Genomic DNA, 24176 nt, shown 5'->3' on the forward strand with positions numbered 1-24176 from the left:
GGCACTGGGAAGGGGACCTGATCATCGGTGCGCGGGGTTCCTCGGCGATCATCACCCTGGTCGAGCGGTCCACCCGGTTCGTGATGCTCGGCGCTCTGCCGGGCTCGCGGGTCTCCGAGGAGGTCACTCGGGTCCTGATCGACCTGATGGGCAGGGTCCCGGCCCAGCTGGCCAAGACCCTGACCTGGGACCAGGGCTCGGAGATGGCCCGGCACGCGGCGTTCACGCTGGCCACGGGCTGCCAGGTGTTCTTCTGCGACCCGCACTCGCCCTGGCAGCGCGGTTCCAACGAGAACACCAACGGGCTGCTGCGCCAGTACTTCCCGAGGTCCTCCACCGACTTCCGGACCTGGACCCAGGACGACCTCGACGCCGTCGCCCGCCAGCTCAACGGCCGACCCCGCGAGACCCTGGACTGGCAGAATCCCGCACAACGACTCAACGACCTACTCGTTGCAACCGCCGCCTGAAACCGCCGGCAGCGAGACCCACATCTGGTGACCACTCGATGCCACAGCACCGGGGTGGGAGGAGGAGGAGACGCGGCGAGGGCCGCACCCCCTCTCGGGAGCGCGGCCCTCGGCGCGCGTGCGTGGTGCGTCAGTGCGGCTGGTACGGGGAGACGACGATCTCCACGCGCTGGAACTCCTTGAGGTCCGAGTAGCCGGTGGTCGCCATCGCCCGGCGCAGCGCGCCGATGAGGTTGAGCGAGCCGTCCGCGGTGTGGCCGGGGCCGAACAGCACCTGCTGCAGCGTGCCCGCCTGCCCGACGTGCACGCGCTCGCCGCGCGGCAGGTGCGGGTGGTGCGCCTCGGGGCCCCAGTGCCAGCCGCGACCCGGGGCGTCGGTCGCCCGGGCCAGCGCGGCGCCGAGCATGACCGCGTCCGCGCCGCACGCGACGGCCTTGACCAGGTCGCCCGAGCGGCCCACGCCGCCGTCGGCGATGACGTGCACGTACCGGCCGCCGGACTCGTCCAGGTAGTCCCGGCGCGCGGCCGCGACGTCGGCGACGGCCGTCGCCATCGGCGCGTGGATGCCCAGCGAGACGCGGGTGGTGTGCGCGGCGCCGCCGCCGAAGCCGACGAGCACGCCCGCCGCGCCCGTGCGCATGAGGTGCAGCGCGGCCGTGTAGGTGGACGCTCCCCCGACGACGACCGGCACGTCGAGCTCGTAGATGAACCGCTTGAGGTTCAGCGGCTCCGCCCGGCCGGAGACGTGCTCGGCGGAGACGGTGGTGCCGCGGATGACGAACAGGTCGACGCCCGCGTCCACCACGTGCTTCCAGAACTCCTGGGTGCGCTGCGGGGACAGCGCCCCCGCGACGGTGACCCCGGCGTCGCGGATCTCGCCGATGCGACGGCGGATCAGCTCGGGCTGGATGGGTGCGGCGTAGATCTCCTGCATCCGGGCGGTCGCCTCGGGCGCGGGGAGCTCGGCGATCTGCGCCAGCAGCGGCTCCGGGTCGTCGTACCGCGTCCACAGGCCCTCGAGGTCGAGGACCCCGAGGCCGCCCGCGCGCCCGAGGGCGACGGCGGTCGCCGGGCTCATCACGGAGTCCATGGGCGCCGCCAGCACCGGCAGGTCGAAGTGGTACGCGTCGATCTGCCAGCCGACAGACACCTCCTCCGGGTCCCGGGTGCGCCGGGAGGGGACGACGGCGACGTCGTCGAAGGAGAATGCGCGCCGTCCCCGCTTGCCGCGGCCGATCTCGATCTCGTTGCTCACCGGCCCAGGCTACCGGCGCGCCCCGCCCCCGCGGGTGCGCGCCGGCCACCTGGGGGTCGGCGGGTCGCGGACGAGCCGGGGCTCAGCCCGCCACGGCGTCGACCAGGGCGCCGCTGAACGCCGGGAGGTCGTCCGGGTTCCGCGACGTGATGAGGGTGGCGCCCGCGACGTCGGACACGACGACCTCGCGGTCCACCCAGTTCGCGCCGGCGTTGCGCAGGTCGGTCGCCAGGCTCGGGTAGGACGTGAGCGTCACGCCGTCGACGACGCCGGCCTCGATGAGCGTCCACGGCGCGTGGCAGATGGCCGCGACGGGCTTGCCCGCGCCGAGGACCGCCGTCACCAGGGCCCGGGCGGCCTCCTGGGTGCGCAGCGTGTCGGCGTTCACGGTCCCGCCGGGGATGACCAGCGCGTCGACGTCGTCCGCGGACACCTGGTCCAGCGTCCGGTCCACCGGGTACTCGCCCGCGGGGTCCAGGTCGTTGTTCACCGCGCGCACCGTGCCGGGCTGCGCGGACACCAGCACCGCGGTGCCGCCCGCCTCCACCACCGCCTGCCACGGGGTGGTGAGCTCCGGCTCCTCGATGCCCTTGTCGCTGGTCAGGAACGCGACGGTCCGACCGGTCAGGCGGCCCATGCCGACTCCTTCCGTAGAGAATCCCCGTGGTCCACGGGGTGCATCTCCAGCCTCGCCCCGACGCGACGGCGGCGCATCCCGGCCTGGAGCACCTCCGACCCGCACACCCGGACGCATCGCACGCCGTGGTGGGCGCCCAGGGGCGTGGGTACCGCGACGCTGACGACCTCGGGTCCGGTCACAGCGCGGCAGACAGACCCTCCTGACGCCCGTCGTCCAGCACCAGCATGGCGTTCGACCCGATGTCGACCACTCGCGTGACCCCTCCCACGGTCGGCCGTGCCAGGACATCGTGCCCGCGGTCACCCAGTCCACGGACGGTCGCCGGGTCGAGCTCGGCGTCGACCCAGATCTGCTCGCCGACCTCACCCGCCTCCGCCTTGTCGGCACCGGGGTAGTAGGTCCATTTCGGACGGCTGAGGACGTCGAGCAGGTCCGCGCCCTCGCTGCACAGCCCCAGCACGGTCTGCATGTTCCACTGCGTCTGCCCGTCCCCACCGGGAGTCCCTCCAGTGGCGGCACGTCCGTCGGGGCCGGCGACGCCCCAGGCAAAGATGGTGTTGACCGGGGTGCGCCCGGGCGCGACCGAGTTCACGTCGGACGCGCGCACCGTACAGCTGCGCCCCAGTCGATTGCTCAGCAGGAGTCCGAGCTCAGGCACCCCTACGCCAGAACCGAAGCCCAGCCCCAGGCTCTGCACCCAGGAGACCGAGTTTCCGGCAGCATCCGCGACGACGAAGTGCGTGGTGTCTCCCTCATCGTACGCACCCTGGCAGACCGAAGGGCTACGTCGCTGCGGGTCGACCCGGCGTACCAACGCGTCGAGCGTCTCGGGTGCCAGCGCGTCGGGGACGACCACCTGGGCCGGGTCACCGAGGTGTCGCAACCGCCACCCGTACGACTGGTTCACGGCCTCGGCGAGGAGGTGGATCCGGTGCGCCAAGTCCTGCCCGGTGCCGAGCAGGTCGGCGAGCGCCAGGTGCTGAAGGAACACCGGCCCTTGGGTCGGTGCGGGATTCGTGTAGACGGTCCGGTCCGCACAGCCCCGCGACACGGCGGGTTCGAGACGCGACACGTCCTGGATCAGATCTCGGTGCTGGAGCAGACCGCCCAGTTCGCGAGAGACGTCCACGACCGCACTCGCCACGAGTGCACGGACCTCGGGAGCCGCACGCTCGGCGACGTGCGTGAGGAGTGCGGCGAGACCGGGCTGCCGCATCAGCGACCCGAGAGCGGTCGGTTCGAGGTAGGGCGCGTACAGCTCCTGCATCGCACGCTGACCGAGTACCGGGTGGTTGTCCGCCGTCCACCGACGGTTCTGGTCCGACACGCAGATGCCGTCCGCGGCAAGGCCGATCGCCGGCGCGAGGAGGCGGTCCATGGGCATCGTTCCGTGAGCCTCGTGCAGCCGGTACCACGCGTCGATCGCGCCGGGGCTCGCAGCGGACAGGATCCCGGTCTCCGGTACCGACGCGCAGCCGCGACGCAGGAACTCGTCCCGGCTGGCACCCGCAGGAGCCCGGCCGAGGCCGGTCAACGACAGCCACCGATCGGTCCCCGCCTCGTGGAGCACCGCCGCGACGTCACCTGCGGGTCCGCTGGCAGCGGGGAGGGCCGCCATCATGACCGCCGACGCCGTGATCGCGGCGTCGAACGCCGATCCTCCCTCGTCGAGGATGCGGAGCGCCTCGACCGTGGCTGCGGGGCTTCCCGTCGACACCGCGGCCCTGCGCCCCCACTGCCGCCGACCGCGCAGGGGGTTCACCGGCTCACGACCGCGGGTTCCGGGCGTGCACGGTCGTGGGGTACCGGTAGACCGATGATCTCCCTCGCGCGCGCAGCGGATGCGGGCTCGCGGCCCAGCGCACGACCGATCTTGACCACTCTCTCGACCAGTCGCGGGTTCGTGGCGGGTGTCCGCCCTGCCCACTCCTCGTACGGGTTGTCCTCCAGACCCACGCGGACGTGCCCGCCGAGGGCCATCGCCATCGTGTTCGCGCGGAGCTGGAAGCGTCCGATCCCGGCGAACGCCCAGGTGGATCCGGCGGGGAGGGCCGCGAGCACGGCTGCGATGTTGATCGCCGACAGGTCCGCGGTCCCCCGCGATCCCCACAGGATGTTGACGTAGGTCGGGTCTGCGAGCACCGCGGTCTTCCGCAGGTGGCCCAGCACGTTCGCCATGCCCACGTCGAAGATCTCGAGCTCGGGGACGATGCCGCGGTCGCGCATCCGAGAGGCGAGCGCCGCGATCGTCTCCGGCGCGTTCACCGACGGCCCGGTGGGGAAGTTCATCGACCCGAGGGTCAGTGAGGCCATCTCCGGCCTGGCCGCCTCGTGCACGTCCAGAGACTCGGCACGCCGATCCACGTCCTGCCAGTCCCGACCACTGGTCGTCACCACGATGATGACCTCGGGGGCGCGGTCGACCACCGCCGCGACGATCTCCTCGAACCGCTCGCGCCTCCAGGTCGGCGCCTCGTCGTCGCCCCGCGCGTGCAAGTGGACCATCGACGCACCGGCGTCGACGCACCGGGCCACGTCGGCAGCGATCTGGGCAGGCGTGACCGGCACGTGCGGAACTGTCGCTCGGCGCGGGACCATGCCCGTGGGGCAGAGGTTGACGATGACCGGATCTTCACTCACCGGCGGACTCCTTCTCCTGGTGTGGGGCACGGGGCTGCGATCGAGCTCCCCCGGTCAAGGTCCTGTCGGGCCGAACGCGGAAAGCAGCGGCGACGATCGAGCCGAGCAGCGCAAGAGCCACCCAGTACGCCGGACCGGCGTCGTGGGCGAGCGCGAGCGCGAAGACCGATCCGCCGACGAAGGCACCGGACGACTCGCCCACCGCGGATGCGAGCTGACGAGCGTTGAACATCTCGAGGGTCGAACCCTCGCCGCGGATGTCGGCGAACACGGTGTTGAGCATCGGCGTGAACAGCGTCTCCGCCACCGAGAAGACGGCGACCCCGATCAGCACCCCGGAGAGGCTGCCTCCAGCGGCGGCCAGCACCAGCGCGGAGAGGGCGAACACCATGACGCCGCCCCTCAGGAAGGCGAACGGCGGTGTCGATCTCCGGAGCCGCCGGTTGATCGCCCGGGTCACGGGCACCTGGAGCACGATCACCAGGACGGCGTTGGCCACGAACACCGTCGACCGCAGCGGGCCGGAGTCGGTGAGGGACGTCAGCTGCAGCACGACAGCCGAGAAGAGCTGCGCGTAGAGGAAGCACCCGACCGCAGCGGTGACAGCCGCGGATCGGAGACGCGGGACGCGCACGATGTCGACGAACAGACGGGTCGTGAAGGGGGGCCGCCCAGCGGCCGGGCTGGGCGCGGCGTCGGCGGGGACGAGTACCAGCGCCGTGCCTGCGGCGGCGCCGAACGACGCCGCGACGCTACCGAGCAAGAGCCTGGGCGAGAGGTCGACGAGGTATGCCCCGACGAGCGGCCCGGCTGCCGCTGCGACGTTCGCAGCGACCTGCACGGCGGCGAACACCGTGCTGCGCAGGTCCGCCCTCGCGAGCGAGTCGGTGACGAGGACGCGCAGCGACAGGGCGCTCACGCTGATGCCCGCACCCGCGATCGCGAGGAGCAGAAGGACCGGCGCGGGTCCGCGGGCTGCGGACAGCACGAGGAATGCCGCTGAGGCCGCGCCGAGACTGCCCGCCACGGCGAGACGCGACGGTACGCGCTGGAGCAGGTTGCTGATGAGGATCGACGAGCCCCGCATGCTCACGGAGAGCACGAGGAGGGCGGTACCGACCACCCACGGCGACCGCACCCCCCAGACATCGGGGAGAAGCGCCGGCAGTAGGGGCAGCACCGCGTAGAACCCCAGCTGCGAGAGGAACGAGGACGGGACGGCGACGGCGGTCGTCCGCCAGACCTCGACACTCACGGCTCGACCTCGGGGAGCAGGACCGGCCTCCAGCGGCTCGTCGGCTCGCGGCCCTCGTGGGTGACGACGTCCACGAAACGCGCGCGCATCAGGACGGGGCAGATGTGTGCGGGGACGAGCTGCACGGTGGCGGTCTCTCGGGAGAGGCGCTGCCGGACGGGGACGAGCTCGGGCGTAGTCGCCGTCGTCTCGTGGTCCCAGTCGTTCCCGCACGCACGGAGCAGGTCCGCGGCAGCCTCCTCCAGGTCGCCGTCGACCACCCCGCCCTCGACGAGGAGCGCGGGCGCACAGCCGGTCGCAGCCGCCACGGTCGCGTCCGCGAGGGCGTACGCCCCGGCGGCGATCTCGGTCACTCCCGGGACACCACTCGCGACCAGTCCGTTGACGGTCCCGCCCATGCTGACGACGGGGCATCGGATCCCGGCGTTTCGCACGTGGCCCGCCACCTCGACCAGCACCCGGGCGGCGGAGCGAGCACCGTGCGCCCACCTGGTCGCCGCGAACGAGTCGACCGGGGAGTAGTAGCCGGAGACACCGTCGAGACGCAGCGCCGCAGACGACGCGATCTCCCGCGCGGCACCTGGCACCTCCGTGGCAGGAAGGCCGCGGTCGGCCCCCACGTCGACCTCCAGGCGCACGCCCAGCCGCACCCCCGCACGAGCCGCTTCGGCGGCCAGGACAGCAACGGCGTCGCGGCTCGTCACCTGGACGGTGGTTCGGACACCCCGCGCGTCGAGAGCACGGGCAGCCGCCGCGTAGACCGGAAGCCGCCACTGCTCGGTCGACGGACGGGCGATGACGACGTCACGGACCCCGGTCTCCGTCGCGTGGTGCACAGCCTCGCGCGCGGTCTGGGCGACGATCCCGCAGGCACCCGATGCCAGCTGGTGAGACGTCACCTGAGCGAGGCGATGACCCTTGACGTGTGCCCGCAGGGTGAGCCCGTGGGCACGGACGGCATCGTGATACCACCGGACGTTCGCATGCAGCTGTCGCTGGTCGAGAAGGACTCGCACGAAGACTCCCGTCAGATGTGCGGGGTGCCGCGTGCACAGCCTGCGCGGCACCCCGCTCCGGTCAGATCGTCGTGGACTTGCAGGTCTGGATGCGCATGTCGACCTCCCTCCTGGCAGCTCGGGCCCGCGGATCGGCTATCCCGACCCCCGGCCAGACTGGCGCAACCCTCGACCTGCCAGGAACCGGTTCCACCATGTGAACGCCGTCGCAAAGCCAGGCCCTCGGCCACACGCCGGGCCGGTTCCCGGGGAGCGTGGGTGGCCGGTGCGATGCTGGCGGCGCCGGAAGGAGCACCTGAGCGATGACCTGGACCGACGGACCCCTGCTGGGGTTCGACACCGAGACGACGGGCGTGGACGTGGACCACGACCGCATCGTCACGGCGGCCCTCGTGCGGCGGGACGCCGCGGGCACCGACGTGCGCACCTGGCTGATCGACCCGGGGGTGCCGATCCCCGAGGGCGCGAGCGCCATCCACGGGATCAGCACCGAGCACGCGCGGGCGCACGGCGTCGAGCCGCGCGGCGCCCTGGACGAGATCGCCGCCGCCATCGCGGAGGCGGTCCGGGAGGGCGTCCCCGTGGTGGCCTACAACGCGTCGTTCGACCTGTGCCTGCTGGAGGCCGAGCTCGTCCGGCACGACCTGCCGACCGTCGAGGACCGCCTCGGCGGCGCGGTGCGGCCCGTCATCGACCCGCTGGTGCTGGACCGCGCGGAGGACCGGTTCCGCAAGGGCAAGCGCAAGCTGGTGGACCTGTGCGGCGTCTACCAGGTGGTCGACACCGGCGACCTGCACACCGCCGACGTGGACGTCGTCGCGACGCTGGACGTGCTGGAGCGGATCGTCGGGCGGTTCCCGCACCTGGGCGACCTCGACCTGGTGTCGCTGCACGACTACCAGGTGACCGCGCACCGGGCGTGGGCGGAGGCGTTCAACGCGTGGCGCACCGAGAAGGGCCTCGACGGCCCGGGCGCGGAGATGACCTGGCCGAGCCGGGGCGCCCGCGCCGCTGCCCCCGAGGCCCCCCGGGAGCGGACCTACCCGCCCGGGATGCTGCCGGTGCCGGTGGACCCGCAGCCGGTCGCCATCGCGCACGACCCGGTGCGTGACAGCCGGTTCGTCGGCACGCCGGTGCAGGACACGCTCATCGCCTGACCTCAGATCTGAGGTCGCCCACCTGTGCGAAGACCCCCGTTCGCACCATCTTCACATCGATGGCGCAGCAAATATCTCATCGGTGAGTTAGCGTCGTGCTCGTGACCACGACCACGCCGACGACCGGAGCCGTCCCCACGGTGACCTCGTCCCTCCCCACCGTCACCCCCACGCTGCCCGAGCAGCTCGCCCACGTGGGCTCGCTCGTCCGGTCCGCGCGCCGCCACCGCGGCCTGACGCAGGCCCAGCTCGCCGAGCAGCTCGGCACCAGCCAGTCCGCCGTGCACCGCATCGAGCAGGGCGCCCAGAACCTCAGCCTCGACATGCTGACCCGGATCGGCGCGGCGCTGGACTCCCCCATCGTCACCGTCGGCGGCCCCCAGCACACCCACCTGCGCGTGCAGGGCGGCGTGCAGCTGTCGGGGCGGATCGACGTCAACACCTCGAAGAACGGCGCCGTCGCGCTGCTGTGCGCCTCGCTGCTGAACCGCGGCACCACGCGGCTGCGCAACGTCGCCCGCATCGTCGAGGTCGACCGGATCGTCGACGTGCTGCGCTCGGTGGGCGTGCGCGCCACCTGGTCGGCCGACGGCCGCGACCTGGAGATCGTCGTCCCGAAGGACCTCGACCTCGACACCATCGACGTCGACGCCGCCCGGCGCACCCGGTCGATCATCATGTTCTTCGGCCCGCTGCTCGGGCAGCGCGACGACTTCTTCCTGCCCTACGCGGGCGGCTGCGACCTCGGCTCCCGCACGGTCGAGCCGCACATGATCGCGCTGCGCCCGTTCGGCCTGTCGGTCACCGCGTCCGCGGGCCGGTACCACGCCCGCGTCACCGACCCGGGCAGCCGCGACCTGTCGATCGTGCTCACCGAGCGCGGCGACACCGTCACCGAGAACGCCCTCATGGCGGCCGCGCACCGCGACGGCGTCACGACGATCCGCAACGCCAGCCCGAACTACATGGTCCAGGACCTGTGCTTCTACCTGGAGCTGCTGGGCGTGCGGGTCGAGGGCATCGGCACCACCACGCTGCGCGTGCACGGCCGGTCCGTGATCGACGCGGACGTGGAGTACGCGCTGTCCGAGGACCCGGTCGAGGCGATGAGCCTGCTCACCGCGGGCATCGTCACCGGCTCCGAGATCACCGTCGGGCGGGTCCCGCTCGAGTTCATGGAGATCGAGCTCGCGACGCTGTCCGAGATGGGCCTGCGCTACACGCTGTCCCCGGAGTACACCGCGCACAACGGCCGCACCCGCCTGGTCGACATCACGGTGCACCCGTCCGAGCTGCGCGCCCCGCTCGACAAGATCCACCCCATGCCGTTCCCGGGGCTGAACATCGACAACCTGCCGTTCTTCGCGGTCATCGCCGCGGGCGCGACCGGGTCGACGCTGGTGCACGACTGGGTCTACGAGGGCCGGGCCATCCACCTGACCGACCTCACCCGGCTCGGCGCGGACGTGCGGCTGCTCGACGCGCACCGGCTGCAGGTCTCCGGCCCGACCCGGTGGTCCGGCGCCGAGGTGTCCTGCCCGCCCGCGCTGCGGCCCGCCGTGGTGATCCTGCTCGCGATGCTCGCCGCCAAGGGCGAGAGCGTGCTCCGCAACGTCGACATCATCGCCCGCGGGTACGAGCAGCTGCAGGAGCGGCTGGTCGAGCTCGGCGCGCGGATCGAGACGTTCCGCGACTGACACCACGACGGCCCGGGAGCATCCGCTCCCGGGCCGTCGTCGTGCGTGCTGGGTCGATCAGCGCACCGTGTAGTTCGGGGACTCCGAGATCATCTGCACGTCGTGCGGGTGGGACTCCTTGAGCCCCGCCGGGGTGATCCGGACGAACCGGCCGCGGGACTGCAGCTCCGGGACGGTGCGGGCGCCGACGTAGAACATCGACTGGTGCAGGCCGCCGACGAGCTGGTGCGCGACCGCCGCGAGCGGGCCGCGGTAGGGCACCTGGCCCTCGATGCCCTCGGTGATGATCTCGTCGTCGGTGAGGTCGCCCTGGAAGTACCGGTCCTTGGAGTAGGACCGGCGGTCGCCGCGGGACTGCATCGCGCCGAGCGACGCCATGCCGCGGTAGCGCTTGAACTGCTTGCCGTTGACGAACACCAGGTCGCCGGGCGACTCGTCGCAGCCGGCGATGAGGCCGCCGACCATGACGCTGTCCGCGCCCGCGACGAGGGCCTTCGCGATGTCGCCGGAGTACTGCAGGCCGCCGTCGGCGATGACCGGCACGCCGGCCGGCTTCGCGGCGAGCGACGCCTCGTACACGGCGGTGACCTGCGGGACGCCGACGCCGGCGACGACGCGGGTGGTGCAGATGGAGCCGGGGCCGACGCCGACCTTGACGGCGTCCACGCCCGCGTCGACGAGCGCCTGCGCGCCCTCGCGGGTCGCGATGTTGCCGCCGATGACCTGCACGTGCCGGGTGCCCGGGTCGGACTTGATGCGGCGCACCATGTCGAGCATGAGGCGGGCGTGGCCGTTGGCGGTGTCCACGACGAGCGCGTCCACACCGGCCTCGACCAGCGCGGTCACGCGGTCCCAGGCGTCGCCGAAGAACCCGACGGCGGCGGCGACGACCAGGCGGCCGCTCGCGTCCTTGGTGGCCAGCGGGTACTGCTCGGTCTTGACGAAGTCCTTGACGGTGATGAGGCCCTGCAGGCGGCCCGCGTCGTCCACGAGCGGCAGCTTCTCGACCTTGTGCTTGCCGAGCAGCGCGGCGGCGTCGTCGTTGGAGATGCCGACGGGGCCGGTGATCAGCGGCATCGACGTCATCGTGTCGCGGACCCGGCGGGTCGCGAACTCGGACGACGGGACGAACCGCAGGTCGCGGTTGGTGATGATGCCGAGCAGGCGCCGGTCGTCGTCCACGACGGGCAGGCCGGACACCCGGTACTTGGCGCACAGGGCGTCGAGCTCGGCGAGGGTCGCGTCCGGGCCGACCGTGACCGGGTCGGTCACCATGCCGGACTCGGAGCGCTTCACGAGGTCGACCTGGTGGGCCTGCGCCTCGATCGACAGGTTGCGGTGCAGCACGCCGATACCGCCCTGGCGCGCGATGGCGATGGCCATGCGCGACTCGGTGACGGTGTCCATGGCGGCGGACACCAGCGGGATCGACAGGGAGATCTCACGCGTGAGCCGGGTCGTGGTGTCGACCTCGCTCGGGATGACGTCCGTCTCGCCCGGGAGCAGCAGGACGTCGTCGTAGGTGAGACCGATGAAGCCGAACGGGTCGGCGGGAGCGGCGGATCCAGGGGTGCCCAGGTCGGTCATGTCACGATGATACGGCGGTCCGGGAGCGCACCCCGACGCCCCGGGCGTGACCTCGGCGACCATCCGGGCGCCGCGCGGGACGGGCCCCGGGCGGCCACCCGGACGGCTCAGCGGATGAGGCCCCGGCGCAGCCCGATGGCCACGGCCTGCGCGCGGTCGGCGGCGCCGAGCTTGCGGAACAGGCGGCGCGCGTGGGTCTTGATGGTGTCCTCGGAGAGGAACAGCTCCTGGCCGATCTGCGCGTTGGACCGGCCGTTGCTCATGCCGACCAGCACCTCGACCTCGCGCTTGGTGAGCGAGACCTCGTTGCCGACGGAGTTCTGCGCGGGCAGCTCGGTGCGGGTGACCACGGGCGTCGGCGCGGAGCCGGGGGCCCCGTGCACCGCGAGCGCCTCCTGCGGCACGGCGCCGTTGGCGGCGGCGGGCCCGGCCGGGCTGGCGAGGATGTGGGCGGCGACCGCGGCGAGCTCCGCGCGGCCCACGTCGGGGGCGAGGTAGCCGCGGGCGCCGAGCGCGATGGCCCGGTCGAGCGCGATCTCGTCGCCCGGCACCGCGAGCATGACCACGGTGGACTGCGACGGCACGGCGCGCAGCCGGCGGATCGCCTCCACGGGCCCGGGCGACGGCAGGTGCGCGTCGAGCAGCACGATCGTCGGCGGCACCCGTCGCGCGAGGGCGATCAGCTCGTCGACCGAGGCCGCGGCTCGGACCGGGGCCAGGGCGGGCACCCCCAGTGCCGTCAGGACGATGCGCTCTCGCACCGCCGTCGAACCGTGGCACACCACGACGCCAGCCATCGACCTCCGCCTTCCGCCTGTGCCACAACCCTGGCGGTTCCGGCTTCTCTCATGTATCGGCCGGAACTGCGTCGACGTTAGCGCGCCGTCGGGGTGGATCGCGGGCGAAACGTCCTCAGGCGCAGACCGCGCGCACCTCGTGGACCAGGCCGGGGACCGACCGGACCCGCTGCACCTGCGCCCCGGGGGGCACCGCGGCGGCCGCCTCGTCGGGCACCATGACGAACACCGGGAGGTCCGGGGCGCCGTCCGCGAGCGCCGCGACGAGGTCGAGGTCGGGGGCCGCGAGCTCGCTGGTGAGCACCACCGCGGACGGCGAGGTCATCGCGGCGATCTCGAGCAGCCGGTGCCGCCCGGTGGGGCCGGCGACGACCCGCGCGTCCACCCCGGCGTCGGCCAGGGCCCCGGCGAGCACGTGCAGGGACAGCGGCCGGGGCTCCCCCGGCGCGGCGAGCAGCAGGACGATGCGGCGGCGGGACGGGTGCCGCGGGACGTGGGTGGCGCGGGTGCGCAGCACGCCGAGGGCCGCCGCGACGACCAGGGCGTCGGGCTCGTCGCCGGGGCGCGCGAGGACCGTGCGGGACGCGATCCCGGCGCGCGCGGGTGCGACAAGGTCCTCCCACCAGCGCAGCACGTCGACCTCCGGCGCGGGCACGAGGAGGCGGGCGACCTCCGCGGCGTCGGCGCGCAGGGCGGCGTCGATCACGGCGGTGGGGGTCGCGGGGCGGTCGGCGTGGCGGCTCGCGGGCCGCTGCGCGACGCCGCGGGGCTGGTCGGTGACGGCGGGTGCGGTGGAGCCGCCGTCGGTCGGGGCGAGGGCGCCCACGCCGTCGGTCGGTGCGCTGTCGAGGTCGGGCACGGCGGCGAGGTGCCGGACCGTGCTGGCGCCCGTGGCGGGCGCCTCGCGCGCGACGCGGGCCGCCTCGGCCGGGGGGACGCCGTCGAGCGTGAGGGCGCGCATCGTCATGAGACGGGCGACGTCCGCCGCGCCGTAGCGCCGGTGGGCGCCCGCGGTGTGCGCGGAGGGACCGAGGCCGTAGCGGCGGTCCCACGTGCGCAGCGTGGCGGGGGCGACGCCGAGGCGGGCCGCGACGGCCGCGACCGTGAGCACCGGCTCGTGGCCGCCGTCCGTCGTGGGGTCGCCGACGACCTCCTCCAGGCGCTCGTCCGCCTCGTCCTCGTCGCTGCGCATCGTGTCCGTCTCGTCTCGCCGTCGCAGCGATTGTGCCGGGGATCTGGCGCGGTTTCCAGCCGCAGCCCAGGTCCGATCGCGTCACCGGGGACGACACCGCGTCCGAATCGCTCCACAGGTGGTGCACAACCCTGTGCACGAATCGCTTCAGCTCAATCTGCGACACGGTCTTGAACAACTTCTGACTCGGTTGTACTGTCCTCATCAGTGCAGTTCAGGCGGCCGCCAGGGACCTCGGTCCTAGAGCGGCGGTCCGGAGGGACTGCGACTGACGTAGCACGACCGACGCGGCGCCCCTGGGGACGCCGCCGTGGATGGAGGACCAGATGGCCGAGATCTCCCGACTGCCCGGGCCCGTGATGGAGCTCTGGGAGTGGCAGTACGAGGGTGCCTGCCGCGATGCCGACCAGGACCTCTTCTTCCACCCCGAGGGTGAGCGCGGCGCCGCCCGCCGCCGTCGCGCCGAGGCCGCCAAGGCCATCTGCGCGAGCTGCCCCGTGATCAACGAGTGCCGCGAGCAGTCGCTGGCCGTCCGCGAGCCCTACGGCGTGTGGGGCGGCCTCTCCGAGGACGAGCGCACCGCCGAGCTGGCGCGCCGCGGACGCGCGGTCACCACCCACGTCGTCTGACCCACCCCGGGGCCCTGCCTCGGCAGGCCCCACCAGACGTGGTGCCCGGCGCGGTGCGATACCGCCCGGGCACCAGACACGACGACGAGGCCCCCACTGCCTGCGGTGGGGGCCTCGTCGTGCCCCGCCCCGGTGCGGCAGACGCGCGAAGGCCCCCTCCCGTCGAGCGGGAGGGGGCCTTCGCGGCGTGCACGACCGGCGTCAGGCCGGTCGGGGCGTCACTTGGTGACGACCGCCAGGATGTCGCGCGCGGAGAGGATGAGGTACTCCTCGCCGTCGTACTTGACCTCGGTGCCGCCGTACTTGCTGTAGATGACCTTGTCACCGACCGCGACGTCCAGCGGGACGCGGTTGCCGTTGTCGTCGATGCGACCCGGACCCACGGCCAGGACCTCGCCCTCCTGGGGCTTCTCCTTGGCGCTGTCCGGGATGACCAGACCGGAGGCGGTCGTCTGCTCCGCCTCGAGCGTCTTGACGACGATCCGGTCCTCGAGCGGCTTGATGGAGACCGACACGACGGACCTCCCCTTCGCGTTGAGTGCTGCCTGATGTCTGTGCTGCCCCGTCCGGCCGGCCGTCGTCGCGGGTGCCGGCAGCCGTGCGGTGCGTCGGCGGACCCGCATGCGGATCCGCCTCCCTGAACTCTAGGAACCCGTTAGCACTCGGTCAAGGCGAGTGCCAGAACGGACGTCCGGCGGACGGTCGGGCACGGTCGCGGCCACGCCGCCGTGCGAGGATCGCCGGATGGACGAGTCCGGCCTCGCGAAGCTGCTCAGCCCCGAGGGCTGGGCCCTCCTGTCGGCCCTGCCGCCGTACGACGAGAAGCTCGCCATGGTGCTCTCGGAGCGGCTGCGCAAGGACGGCTTCGACCCCGGCCTCGTGGCGGCCGCGCTCACGCAGTCCCGGCTGCGCGCCAAGGCGCAGGCCAAGCTCGGCGAGTTCGCCGACGGCATGCTGTTCACCCCCGCCGGTCTGGAGCAGGCGACCCGGCTGGTCGTCGCCGCGCAGCACGCCCGCCGGTACGTCACCGCGGGGGTCACGAAGGTCGCCGACCTCACCTCGGGCCTCGGCGCGGACGCGATGGCCTTCGCGGGCACCGGCCTGCGCGTGCTCGCCGTCGAGGCCGACGAGACCACCGCCGCGCTCGCGACGCTCAACCTCCGGGCGTTCCCGGAGGCCGTCGTGCGGCACGGGGACGGGCTCGCCGTCGACCTGGTCGCCGAGGGCGTGGACGGCGTCTACGCGGACCCCGCGCGCCGCACGTCCGGCGGCAGCCGGGTGTTCGACCCGGCTGCCTACGCCCCGCCGCTGGACTCCTTGCTCGCGCTGCGCGAGCGGGTCCCGGCGCTCGGCCTCAAGCTCGGCCCCGGCGTCCCGCACGCCGCGCTGCCGGAGGACGCCGAGGCGCAGTGGGTGTCCGTGGACGGCGACGTCGTGGAGCTCGGCCTGTGGTTCGGGCCGCTGGCCGCCGACGGACCCGGTCGGGCGGCGCTGCTGCTCGGCGCCGACGGCGGCTCCGCGGTGCTGCGCGCGGGCGCGCCGTCGACCGAGGGGCACCCCCCGGTCGGCGACGTCAGCGCCTACCTGTACGAGCCGGACGGCGCCGTGATCCGCGCCGGTCTGGTCGCGGAGGTCGCCGCCGAGGTGCAGGGACGGCTCGTGGACCGCACCATCGCCTACGTGACCTCCGACGCGCTGCACCCCACCCCGTTCGCCACGGCGTACCGCGTGCTGGACCGGATGCCGTTCGGTCTCAAGCGCCTGCGCTCCTACCTGCGCGAGCGCCAGGTCGGCTCGCTGACCATCAAGAAGCGCGGCACCGCCGTCGTCCCGGAGCAGCTGCGCCGCCAGCTCGACCTGCGGGGCACGACCACGGCGACGATCGTGCTCACCCGGGTCGCGGGGCAGCAGCACGTGCTGGTCGTCGAGCCCGTGGGCACGGCGGCATGACGACCCCGGCGCGGCTGCCCTTCGCCGCGTCCGAGCGGTCCACGGTGGGCATCGAGTGGGAGCTCGCCCTGGTGGACGCCGACTCCGGCGACCTGCGCCAGGTCGCCAGCACGGTGCTGGACGCCGTCCGTCCCCCGGACGGCTCGGAGCACCCCGCCATCCGGCAGGAGCTGCTGCTCAACACCGTCGAGGTCGTCTCCGGCGTCTGCCGCACGGTCGGCGAGGCGGGCGCGGACCTGCAGCGCGCCGTGGACGAGGTCCGCACGGTCACCGACCCGCTGCGGGTCGAGCTCATGAGCGCGGGCACGCACCCGTTCGCCCGCTGGGCGCAGCAGAAGGTCACCGACAAGCAGCGCTACGCCACCCTGATCGACCGCACGCAGTGGTGGGGCCGGCAGATGCTCATCTACGGCGTGCACGTGCACGTCGGCATCGAGGACCGCGACAAGGTGCTGCCGATCTCGCGGGCGCTGCTGACCACGTTCGCGCACCTGCAGTCGCTGTCGGCGTCCAGCCCGTTCTGGGGCGGGAAGGACACCGGCTACGCGTCCAACCGCGCGCTGATGTTCCAGCAGCTGCCCACCGCCGGGCTGCCGTTCCCGTTCGAGCGCTGGGAGCAGCTCGAGGCGTACGTCGGGGACATGCTGCACACGGGCGTCATCGACGCGTTCGACGAGGTGCGGTGGGACGTGCGGCCGTCGCCGCGGTTCGGCACCATCGAGGCCCGGATCTGCGACGGCTCCCCCAGCCTGCTGGAGGTCACCGCGCTGGCCGCGCTCACGCACTGCCTGGTCGAGCACTTCTCCACGCTGCTGGACCGCGGCGAGACCCTGCCGACCATCCCGCCGTGGTTCGCGCAGGAGAACAAGTGGCGCTCCGCCCGCTACGGCATGGACGCGATCATCATCACCAACGCCGCCGGGGACGAGGAGCTCGTCACCGACGCCGTCGGGCGCCTGCTGGTGGACCTCGCGCCGGTCGCCGAGCGGCTGGGCTGCGCGGCGGAGCTCGAGAACGTGCGGGTCATCCTGCGCAAGGGCGCGTCGTACCAGCGGCAGCGGGCGGTCGCCCGGCGGCACGCGGGCGAGCTCGACGCGGTGGTGGCGTCGCTGGTCGCCGAGATGCGCGCGGGGCGCCCGCTGTAGCCGTCAGACCGTGACGGTCTCCAGCGGCATGGTCGAGTCGACCCCGATGCCGAGGTCGGACGGGGCGAGGCCGCGCCGGACGACGGCCGCGCCGAGCGCCGCGATCATCGCGCCGTTGTCCGTGCAGTACCGGATCGGCGGGATGCGCAGGTCGATGCCCGCCGCGGCGCACCGCTCGGCGGCCATGTCGCGCAGCTGCGAGTTCGCGGAGAACCCGCCGCCGACGACCAGGGTGTCGACGCCGTGCTTCTGGCAGGCGGCGATGGTCTTGGCGGTGAGCACGTCGGCGACGGCGGCCGCGAACGACGCGGACACGTCGGCCAGGGGGATCTCCTCGCCGGCGTCGCGGCGCGCCTCGACCCAGCGGGCCACGGCGGTCTTGAGCCCGGAGAACGAGAAGTCATACGCGTGCTTCGCCTGGTCCTTCGCGGCGGTGAGGCCGCGCGGGAACCGGATGGCCGTGGGGTCGCCCTCGCGCGCGAGGCGGTCGATGTGCGGGCCGCCGGGGTAGGGCAGGCCGAGCAGGCGGCCGACCTTGTCGAACGCCTCCCCCGCCGCGTCGTCCAGGGTGGAGCCGAGCTCGTGCACGCCGGTGACGACGTCGTCGACCAGCAGCAGGCTGGAGTGCCCGCCGGAGACGACCAGGGCCATGACCCGGTCCGGGAACAGGCCGTGCACCAGCTCGTCCACGGCGGCGTGGCCGATGACGTGGTTCACGCCGTACAGCGGCTTGCCGAGCCCGTAGGCGAGGGCCTTCGCGGCGGCGGTGCCCACGGTCAGCGAGCCGACCAGGCCCGGACCGGCGGTGACGGCGACCGCGTCGACGTCGGCGAGGGTGACCCCGGCCTCGGCGAGCGCGCGCTCGACCGTGGGGACCATCGCCTCGAGGTGGGCGCGGGACGCGATCTCGGGGATGATCCCGCCGAACCGCGCGTGCTCGTCCACCGACGAGGCGACGGCGTCGACGAGCAGCTCGCTGCGGTCGGGGTGGGCGCGGACCAGGGCGACCCCGGTCTCGTCGCAGGACGTCTCGATCCCCAGGACGAGCGGTGCTTCGGGCATGGGGTCCATCGTAGGCGGGTCCACCGGTCCGGCGATCCGCCGGTGTGACACGGTTCACCGGAGCAACCGGAATGGTCGGCAACCATCAAGGCTTCAACCATTCATGAGCATCGACACCGCACCGTCCGACCTCCGGGTGCCGTCCGAGGTCGCCGACCTCGTGTTCCGCGCCGCGCGCACCGTCAACACGTTCACCGACACCGAGGTGACCGAGGAGCAGGTCCGCGCCGTCTGGGACGTCGTGCGGTGGGGCCCCACCGCCATGAACACGCTGCCGCTGCGGCTGGTGCTCGTCCGCACCCCCGAGGGCCGCGAGCGCCTCGTCAGCCACATGAACGAGGGCAACAAGGCCAAGACGCAGCGCGCACCGCTGAGCATCGTCGTCGCCGCGGACCTCGACTTCCACGAGCACCTGCCGCGGCTCGCCCCGCACATGGCCGGCGCCCGTGAGAACCTCGCCGGTCAGCAGGCCGCCCGCGAGCGGATGTCCCGCGACAACGCGTTCCTGCAGGCCGGCTACCTGATCGTCGGGCTGCGCGCCGCCGGGCTGCACGTCGGGCCCATGGGCGGCTACGACGCCCCCGGGCTGGACGCCGACCTCCTGGCCGGCACCGCCTGGCGCTCGATCATGGTGCTGAACGTCGGCACCGCACCCGCCGACGTCGAGGGCGTGCCCGCCTCGCACCCCCGCCAGGGCCGCCTCGACTTCGACGAGGTCGCCCGCACGCTCTGACGCGCTCCCGCCGGTGGTCCCGCCGCTACGCGGGCGGGGCCACCCGGCGGCGCATCGTCCACGCGTCGACGTTCTCGGGCTGGTAGTAGCCCTTGCGCCGCCCGAACCGCTCGAACCCGGCGCGCTCGTACAGCCGCAACGCGGGCTCGTTGTCGACGCGCACCTCCAGCAGCACGTCCCCCGCCCGCAGCTCCCGCGCGTGGTCCAGCAGCGCGTCCAGCAGCATCCGCCCCACGCCCCGGCCCTGCGCGTCCGGACGGGTGCCGATCGTCATGACCTGGCCGTCGTAGCCGTCGAACCACAGCCCGGCGTAGCCGACCAGGTCCCCCGACGCGCGGTCCTGCGCCCCGACGTACCAGCGGCCCGGGCCGTCGATCTCCTCGGCCAGCGACGCGCGCGACCACGCGCCCGCGCCGAACAGGGTGCGCTCCAGCCCCTCCAGCGCGTCCAGGTCGCCGTCGACCAGCGGGCGCAGCAGGACGTCCGCGACGGGCGGGACGTCGGTCACAGGGCCCGCTTCGCCGCGGCGGGCGGCACCGCGTCCGGACGACGCAGGTACAGCGGCTCGGTCGGCAGCACCAGGCCCGGACCGCCCACGGCCAGGCGCGCGAGGGCGACCCGCGCGAGGTCGGCCGGGTCCACCTGCTCCGGGGTGCCGGGTACCGGCGGCAGCAGGTCCGGGTACAGCGCCGCGCCGGGGCCGACGAGGCGCACGCCGTCCAGCCCGGTCGCCGCGACCGCGGCGGGGGTGTCGACGCCCGGGCCGTCCACGACCTCGACCGACGGGGCCGTGCCCGCGCCGACCACCGCGCGGTAGCGGGCCCAGTAGACCTCCTTGCGGCGCGCGTCCGTGACCACGAGCAGGTCCGCGCCGTCGCTCGCCTCCGGTGCCGCCGCGAGCGCCAGCGCGTCCAGCGAGGACACCCCGTGCACTGGGATCCCGAGCGCGAGCCCCAGGGTGCGGGCCGTCACCAGCCCGACGCGCAGCCCCGTGAACGGCGCCGGTCCGGTGCCGACGACCACCGCGGTCAGGGCCGTGCGGTCCACGCCGGCTTCCGCGAGGACGGCGTCGAGCAGCGGCGTCAGGGCCTCGGCGTGCCGGCGGGTCTCCCCGGAGGACCGGGTCGCGAGGGTGCGGCCGGTGTCGTCGACGACGGCGGCGGACGCGGCGGCGGAGGTGTCGAGCGCGAGGACGGGCACCGGTGGGGATCCTTCCGGAGGTGGGTCGAGAGGGACGAGGGGGTGTCAGCCGGGCAGGGAGACGCCGCGCCAGCGCTCGCCCCGGGCGCGGACCGTCACGGTCCGCACGCCGGCGGCGGCGTCCTCGGCGTCGGTGTCGACCCCGGGTGCGCTCGCGCCGCGCGGGCGGACGAGGGCGACCTCGAGGCGGTCGTCGGCGAGCGACTCCACCAGGCCCTCGCCCCACTCCACCACGGTGACGGACTCCTCGAGCGACGTGTCGAGGTCGAGCGCGTCGACCTCGTCCAGCGAGCCGAGGCGGTAGGCGTCGACGTGCACCAGCGCGGGGCCGGTCGTGCCGTCGGGGCGGGGCAGCGGCGGGTGCACCCGGGCGATCACGAACGTCGGCGACGCGACCGCGCCGCGCACGTGCAGGCCGGCGCCGAGGCCCTGGGTGAGCGTCGTCTTGCCCGCGCCCAGGTCACCGGTCAGCACGACCAGGTCGCCCGCGCGCAGCAGCGCCGCGAGCGCCGCGCCGAACGCGCGGGTCGCGTCGGCGTCCGCGAGCGCCACGGTGGTCTCCGCGACGGTGGTGGTCTCCTCGATGCTCACGGCACCTCCTGCTCGATCCGGGGGCTGGGTGCGTCCGCGGGGTCGGCCCCGACGTGGACGCGGGGCACGCGCGGCCCGAGGCGCGACACGATCTCGTAGCTGATGGTCCCGGCGGCGTCCGCCCAGTCCTGCGCGGTGGGCCCGCCGTCGGCACCCGTCCCGAACAGCACGACCCGGTCCCCCGCGCGCTCCGTGGCGTCGGGCCCGAGGTCCACCATCACCTGGTCCATGCAGACCCGCCCGGCGACGGCCAGCCGCCGCCCGCCCACACCGAGGGGGGCGCCGGGTGCGCCGCCGACGCCCGACGCGTGCCGCGGCACCCCGTCGGAGTAGCCGAGCGGCACCACGCCGACGGTCGTCGCACGGTCGGTCACGTAGTGGTGGCCGTAGGACAGGCCGTGCCCGGCGGGCAGGCGCTTGACCGTGGCGAGCTCGGCCTCGACGGTCATCGCCGGGACCAGGCCGAACCGGTCCGGGCCGCCGAGCTGCGGCACGGGCGTCAGCCCGTACAGCGCGAGCCCCGGGCGGACGAGGTCGAGGTGCAGCGCCGGGTCGGTCAGCGTGGACGCGGACGCGGCGATGTGTCGCACCTCGATCCGGGCCCCGCGCCGCTCGGCGTCGGCGACGGCCTCGTGCAGCACCGCGGCCTGGGCCGCCATGCTGGGGTGGCCGGGCTCGTCGGCGAACGCCAGGTGCGACCACATCCCGACCAGGCGCACCGCGCCCTCGGCCTCCAGGCGCAGCAGGGCGTCCAGCACCGCGGGCAGGTCCTCCGGCGGCACGCCGTTGCGCCCCAGGCCGGTGTCGACCTTGAGGTGCACCCGGGCGGTGCGGCCGGTGGCGCGGACCGCGGCGGCGACCTCCTCGACCGCCCACGGTGCCGACACCGACAGGTCGACGTCGGCGGCCACGGCCTCCGCGAGCGGCGCGCCGGGCGCGTACAGCCACGCGAGCACCCGCGCGGTGACGCCGCCCGCCCGCAGGGCGAGGGCCTCGGTCACCTGGGCGACACCGAGCCACGTCGCCCCGCCCCGCACGGCCGCGCGGGCCACCGGCAGCAGCCCGTGCCCGTACGCGTCGGCCTTGACGACGGCCATGACCTGCGCCGTCGGGGCGAGGTCGCCCAGGGTGCGCGCGTTCGAGCGCACGGCACCGAGGTCGACGACCGCCCGGGCGGGGAACCTGCTCACCCCCTCAGTGTCCCACCGCGACGAGGCAGCCCGCGTCAGGGCAGGTCGACGACGAGGTCCGCGCGGGCGCGGGTGGTCGCCACCAGATCGGCGTTGCGCTGGTCCGGGCCGCGGGTCCAGGCCGCCGCGGCCTCGGCCGTCTTGCCGAACAGGCGGTGCCGGGCCACCAGCCGCTCGGCCCGCACCTCCTCCGGCAGGTCCACGAACCAGCACGCGTCCAGCAGGTCCCGGACCGGGCCGAAGCCGTGCTCGTCCAGCAGCAGGTAGTTGCCCTCCGTGACCACCAGCGGCACGGTCGGCGGGACGGCCACGGCCCCCGCGACGCCGTTGCGCAGGTCGCGGCGGTACTCGGGCGCGTACACCGTCTCGCCGGGCTCGGGGTCCCGCAGCCGCCGCAGCAGGGCGACGTAGCCCGCCGCGTCGAACGTGTCCGGCGCGCCCTTGCGGTCCGCCCGCCCGATCCGCTCCAGCTCGGTCTGCGCGAGGTGGAACCCGTCCATCGGCACCACCACGCACCGGTCGCCGAACGCCGCGAGCACCTGCGCCGCGAGCGTCGACTTGCCCGCCCCGGGCGGCCCTGCCACGCCGAGCAGCCGCCGCACCGGCCGGTCCGGCAGCGCGGGGCCCTCCCCCGGGCGCGGCACGAGCAGCGCCTCGACGCGCTCCCGCAGGTCCGCGGGCAGCGGCGGCAGCGGTCCGTCCGACCAGGCGGGCGCGGGGATCGCCTGGTCCTCAGCCACGCAGCAGCCCCGCGACCGTGGCCGGCAGCGCGTGCGCCAGGGCGAGCGCCGACACCGGACCGTCCGGGACCGCCACCGACGCGGCACGGCCGTGCACGAGCGCCGCACCCGCCGCGAGCGCCGCCGCCAGCGGCGGGTCCGCGAGCACGTCGGCCGCGCTCCCCGCGAGCAGCGTCCCGAGCAGCCCGGCGAGCACGTCGCCGGACCCGGCGGTCGCGAGCCACCCGGGCGCCTCGGCCTGCGCGTACACCGCACCGCCCGCCCCGACGACGACGGTCGTGCTGCCCTTGAGCAGCACCGTCGCCCCGGTGACCTCGTGCGCCCGCCGCGCCCAGCGCAGCGGCTCCGCCTCGACGTCGGCGCGCTCGACCTGGTCGCCGAACCGGGTCAGCAGCGTCGCGAGCTCCCCGGCGTGCGGGGTGAGGACGCACCACGGCGCGAGGTCGCGCGGCGCGAGCGCCAGGGCACCGGCGTCGAGCACCGCGGGCACGCCGCCCGTCAGCGCGGCGTCCAGCGCGCGTCGTACCCGCGTCGCCTGCTTCGGGTGCGCCGGGTCGACGCCGGGACCGAGCAGCCACGCCTGCACCCGTCCCTTCCCGACCACGACCTCCGGACGCGCGGCGAGCACGGCCGCCGCGACCGGCGCGGGCCCGCGGTACCGGACCATGCCCGCACCCGCGAGCACCGCCGCGGACACGGTGAGCACCGCCGCCCCCGGGTACGCGGGCGAGCCCGCGACGACGCCGAGGACGCCGCGGCTGTACTTGTGGTCCTCCGGCCCGGGCACCGGCCACAGCGCCGCGACGTCCGCGTCCGCGAGCCGGGCGGCGGCCGGGCGCTCCGGCAGGTCCAGCCCCAGGTCGACCACGTGAAGCCGCCCGGCGCGCCGCGACGCGGGCGGCAGCAGCAGCCCCGGCTTCGCGGCCCCGAACGTCACCGTGACCGCGGCGGGCAGCACCGGGCCGTCGGGCAGGGCGCCGTCGTCCACGCCGATCCCGCTGGGGACGTCGACGGCCACGACCAGCGGGCCTGCCCCCGTTCCGCCGGGGGCGTCCGGCGCGTCCTCGTCGCCGAGCAGGTCGCCCAGCAGCCCGAGCAGCAGGCCCGCGACCCCGCGCGCCGCGCCGCGCCCGCCGATGCCGAGCACCGCGTCCAGGACGACGTCCGCCGCGTACGCCTCCGCGACCGCGTCGCCGAGCCACACCGGCGGCAGCCCGTCGCCGCCCGCCG

Annotated in this window: 24 protein-coding genes; 7 read left to right on the top strand and 17 right to left on the bottom strand. The window is 74.5% G+C overall.

The window, feature by feature from the left end; translation table 11 throughout:
* Window positions 1-470: IS30 family transposase (locus EBM89_RS12725; protein WP_122149801.1), on the top strand; the 470-nt coding region annotated here is incomplete at its 5' end.
* A gap of 130 nt (window positions 471-600) precedes the next feature.
* On the opposite strand, the gene EBM89_RS12730 is transcribed toward EBM89_RS12725, so the two are convergent.
* The 6 genes from EBM89_RS12730 to EBM89_RS12760 form a co-directional block, all read right to left on the bottom strand.
* Window positions 601-1725: a GuaB3 family IMP dehydrogenase-related protein gene (locus EBM89_RS12730; protein ID WP_122149802.1), complete on the bottom strand. Its 1125-nt coding sequence runs from the start codon at window positions 1723-1725 to the stop codon at window positions 601-603.
* Window positions 1726-1807: 82 nt separating this feature from the next.
* Window positions 1808-2362, bottom strand: a complete 555-nt coding sequence (locus EBM89_RS12735) for a type 1 glutamine amidotransferase domain-containing protein (RefSeq protein ID WP_122149803.1) — start codon at window positions 2360-2362, stop codon at window positions 1808-1810.
* 178 nt (window positions 2363-2540) lie between these two features.
* On the bottom strand, window positions 2541-4127 hold the full coding sequence (locus EBM89_RS12745; protein WP_199732105.1) for a gamma-glutamyltransferase family protein: 1587 nt from the start codon (window positions 4125-4127) through the stop codon (window positions 2541-2543).
* Window positions 4124-5035, bottom strand: a complete 912-nt coding sequence (locus EBM89_RS12750; RefSeq protein WP_369408652.1) for a beta-keto acid cleavage family enzyme — start codon at window positions 5033-5035, stop codon at window positions 4124-4126. The genes EBM89_RS12745 and EBM89_RS12750 overlap by 4 nt, the downstream gene beginning before the upstream one ends.
* Complete coding sequence (locus EBM89_RS12755) at window positions 4998-6260, bottom strand: MFS transporter (protein ID WP_199732107.1); 1263 nt, start codon at window positions 6258-6260, stop codon at window positions 4998-5000. The genes EBM89_RS12750 and EBM89_RS12755 overlap by 38 nt, the downstream gene beginning before the upstream one ends.
* Window positions 6257-7327, bottom strand: coding sequence for an alanine racemase (locus tag EBM89_RS12760; RefSeq protein ID WP_369408653.1), 1071 nt, complete (start codon window positions 7325-7327; stop codon window positions 6257-6259). The genes EBM89_RS12755 and EBM89_RS12760 overlap by 4 nt, the downstream gene beginning before the upstream one ends.
* A 251-nt stretch (window positions 7328-7578) precedes the next feature.
* Here EBM89_RS12760 and EBM89_RS12765 point away from each other — a divergent pair, with 251 nt between their 5' ends.
* A complete protein-coding gene (locus EBM89_RS12765) occupies window positions 7579-8433 on the top strand; it encodes an exonuclease domain-containing protein (protein WP_122149806.1) in 855 nt (284 codons plus the stop codon).
* A gap of 140 nt (window positions 8434-8573) precedes the next feature.
* A complete protein-coding gene (locus EBM89_RS12770) occupies window positions 8574-10130 on the top strand; it encodes a helix-turn-helix domain-containing protein (protein ID WP_439647185.1) in 1557 nt (518 codons plus the stop codon).
* A gap of 57 nt (window positions 10131-10187) precedes the next feature.
* Here EBM89_RS12770 and guaB read toward each other — a convergent pair whose 3' ends face one another.
* The 3 genes from guaB to EBM89_RS22460 all read right to left on the bottom strand — a co-directional run bounded on the left by guaB (window position 10188) and on the right by EBM89_RS22460 (window position 13706).
* Window positions 10188-11717: an IMP dehydrogenase gene (gene guaB, locus EBM89_RS12775; protein WP_122149807.1), complete on the bottom strand. Its 1530-nt coding sequence runs from the start codon at window positions 11715-11717 to the stop codon at window positions 10188-10190.
* A 107-nt stretch (window positions 11718-11824) separates the two neighbouring features.
* Window positions 11825-12478, bottom strand: a complete 654-nt coding sequence (locus tag EBM89_RS12780; RefSeq protein WP_233571721.1) for a response regulator transcription factor — start codon at window positions 12476-12478, stop codon at window positions 11825-11827.
* 151 nt (window positions 12479-12629) lie between these two features.
* Window positions 12630-13706: a MerR family transcriptional regulator gene (locus EBM89_RS22460; RefSeq protein WP_122149809.1), complete on the bottom strand. Its 1077-nt coding sequence runs from the start codon at window positions 13704-13706 to the stop codon at window positions 12630-12632.
* 326 nt (window positions 13707-14032) lie between these two features.
* Between EBM89_RS22460 and EBM89_RS12790 the strand changes: the two genes are divergently transcribed.
* Window positions 14033-14335 (top strand): WhiB family transcriptional regulator, encoded by a 303-nt coding sequence (locus tag EBM89_RS12790; RefSeq protein WP_122149822.1) that lies wholly within the window; start codon window positions 14033-14035, stop codon window positions 14333-14335.
* Window positions 14336-14553: 218 nt separating this feature from the next.
* Here EBM89_RS12790 and groES read toward each other — a convergent pair whose 3' ends face one another.
* A complete protein-coding gene (gene groES / locus EBM89_RS12795; protein ID WP_122149810.1) occupies window positions 14554-14850 on the bottom strand; it encodes a co-chaperone GroES in 297 nt (98 codons plus the stop codon).
* A 229-nt stretch (window positions 14851-15079) separates the two neighbouring features.
* Here groES and EBM89_RS12800 point away from each other — a divergent pair, with 229 nt between their 5' ends.
* On the top strand, window positions 15080-16285 hold the full coding sequence (locus EBM89_RS12800; protein WP_122149811.1) for a THUMP-like domain-containing protein: 1206 nt from the start codon (window positions 15080-15082) through the stop codon (window positions 16283-16285).
* Window positions 16282-17430 (top strand): glutamate--cysteine ligase, encoded by a 1149-nt coding sequence (locus EBM89_RS12805; protein ID WP_122149812.1) that lies wholly within the window; start codon window positions 16282-16284, stop codon window positions 17428-17430. The genes EBM89_RS12800 and EBM89_RS12805 overlap by 4 nt, the downstream gene beginning before the upstream one ends.
* Before the next feature lie 3 nt (window positions 17431-17433).
* Here the strand turns inward: EBM89_RS12805 and tsaD are convergent, their stop codons facing one another.
* The gene (gene tsaD / locus EBM89_RS12810) at window positions 17434-18492 is read right to left on the bottom strand and encodes a tRNA (adenosine(37)-N6)-threonylcarbamoyltransferase complex transferase subunit TsaD (protein WP_122149823.1); all 1059 of its coding nucleotides are present in this window, start codon (window positions 18490-18492) and stop codon (window positions 17434-17436) included.
* 103 nt (window positions 18493-18595) lie between these two features.
* Between tsaD and EBM89_RS12815 the strand changes: the two genes are divergently transcribed.
* Window positions 18596-19225 carry a malonic semialdehyde reductase gene (locus EBM89_RS12815; protein WP_122149813.1) on the top strand — a complete coding sequence of 210 codons (630 nt, stop codon included), beginning with the start codon at window positions 18596-18598 and terminating at the stop codon, window positions 19223-19225.
* A gap of 25 nt (window positions 19226-19250) precedes the next feature.
* Here the strand turns inward: EBM89_RS12815 and rimI are convergent, their stop codons facing one another.
* The 6 genes from rimI to EBM89_RS12845 all read right to left on the bottom strand — a co-directional run.
* Window positions 19251-19733 (bottom strand): ribosomal protein S18-alanine N-acetyltransferase, encoded by a 483-nt coding sequence (rimI, locus tag EBM89_RS12820; protein ID WP_122149814.1) that lies wholly within the window; start codon window positions 19731-19733, stop codon window positions 19251-19253.
* Complete coding sequence (tsaB, locus tag EBM89_RS12825; protein WP_122149815.1) at window positions 19730-20425, bottom strand: tRNA (adenosine(37)-N6)-threonylcarbamoyltransferase complex dimerization subunit type 1 TsaB; 696 nt, start codon at window positions 20423-20425, stop codon at window positions 19730-19732. Before tsaB ends, rimI begins: the two co-directional genes overlap by 4 nt.
* A 45-nt stretch (window positions 20426-20470) precedes the next feature.
* A complete protein-coding gene (tsaE, locus tag EBM89_RS12830; protein WP_122149816.1) occupies window positions 20471-21016 on the bottom strand; it encodes a tRNA (adenosine(37)-N6)-threonylcarbamoyltransferase complex ATPase subunit type 1 TsaE in 546 nt (181 codons plus the stop codon).
* Window positions 21013-22206 carry an alanine racemase gene (gene alr, locus EBM89_RS12835; RefSeq protein ID WP_122149817.1) on the bottom strand — a complete coding sequence of 398 codons (1194 nt, stop codon included), beginning with the start codon at window positions 22204-22206 and terminating at the stop codon, window positions 21013-21015. The genes tsaE and alr overlap by 4 nt, the downstream gene beginning before the upstream one ends.
* A 35-nt stretch (window positions 22207-22241) precedes the next feature.
* Complete coding sequence (locus EBM89_RS12840) at window positions 22242-22946, bottom strand: nucleoside/nucleotide kinase family protein (protein WP_305038144.1); 705 nt, start codon at window positions 22944-22946, stop codon at window positions 22242-22244.
* A partial coding sequence (locus EBM89_RS12845; protein ID WP_147463550.1) for a bifunctional ADP-dependent NAD(P)H-hydrate dehydratase/NAD(P)H-hydrate epimerase occupies window positions 22939-24176 on the bottom strand: 1238 nt, incomplete at its 5' end. The genes EBM89_RS12845 and EBM89_RS12840, both read right to left, overlap by 8 nt.

Origin of the sequence: Cellulomonas triticagri (assembly GCF_003696205.1) — a bacterium.
In the GTDB taxonomy this organism is placed as follows: domain Bacteria; phylum Actinomycetota; class Actinomycetes; order Actinomycetales; family Cellulomonadaceae; genus Cellulomonas; species Cellulomonas triticagri.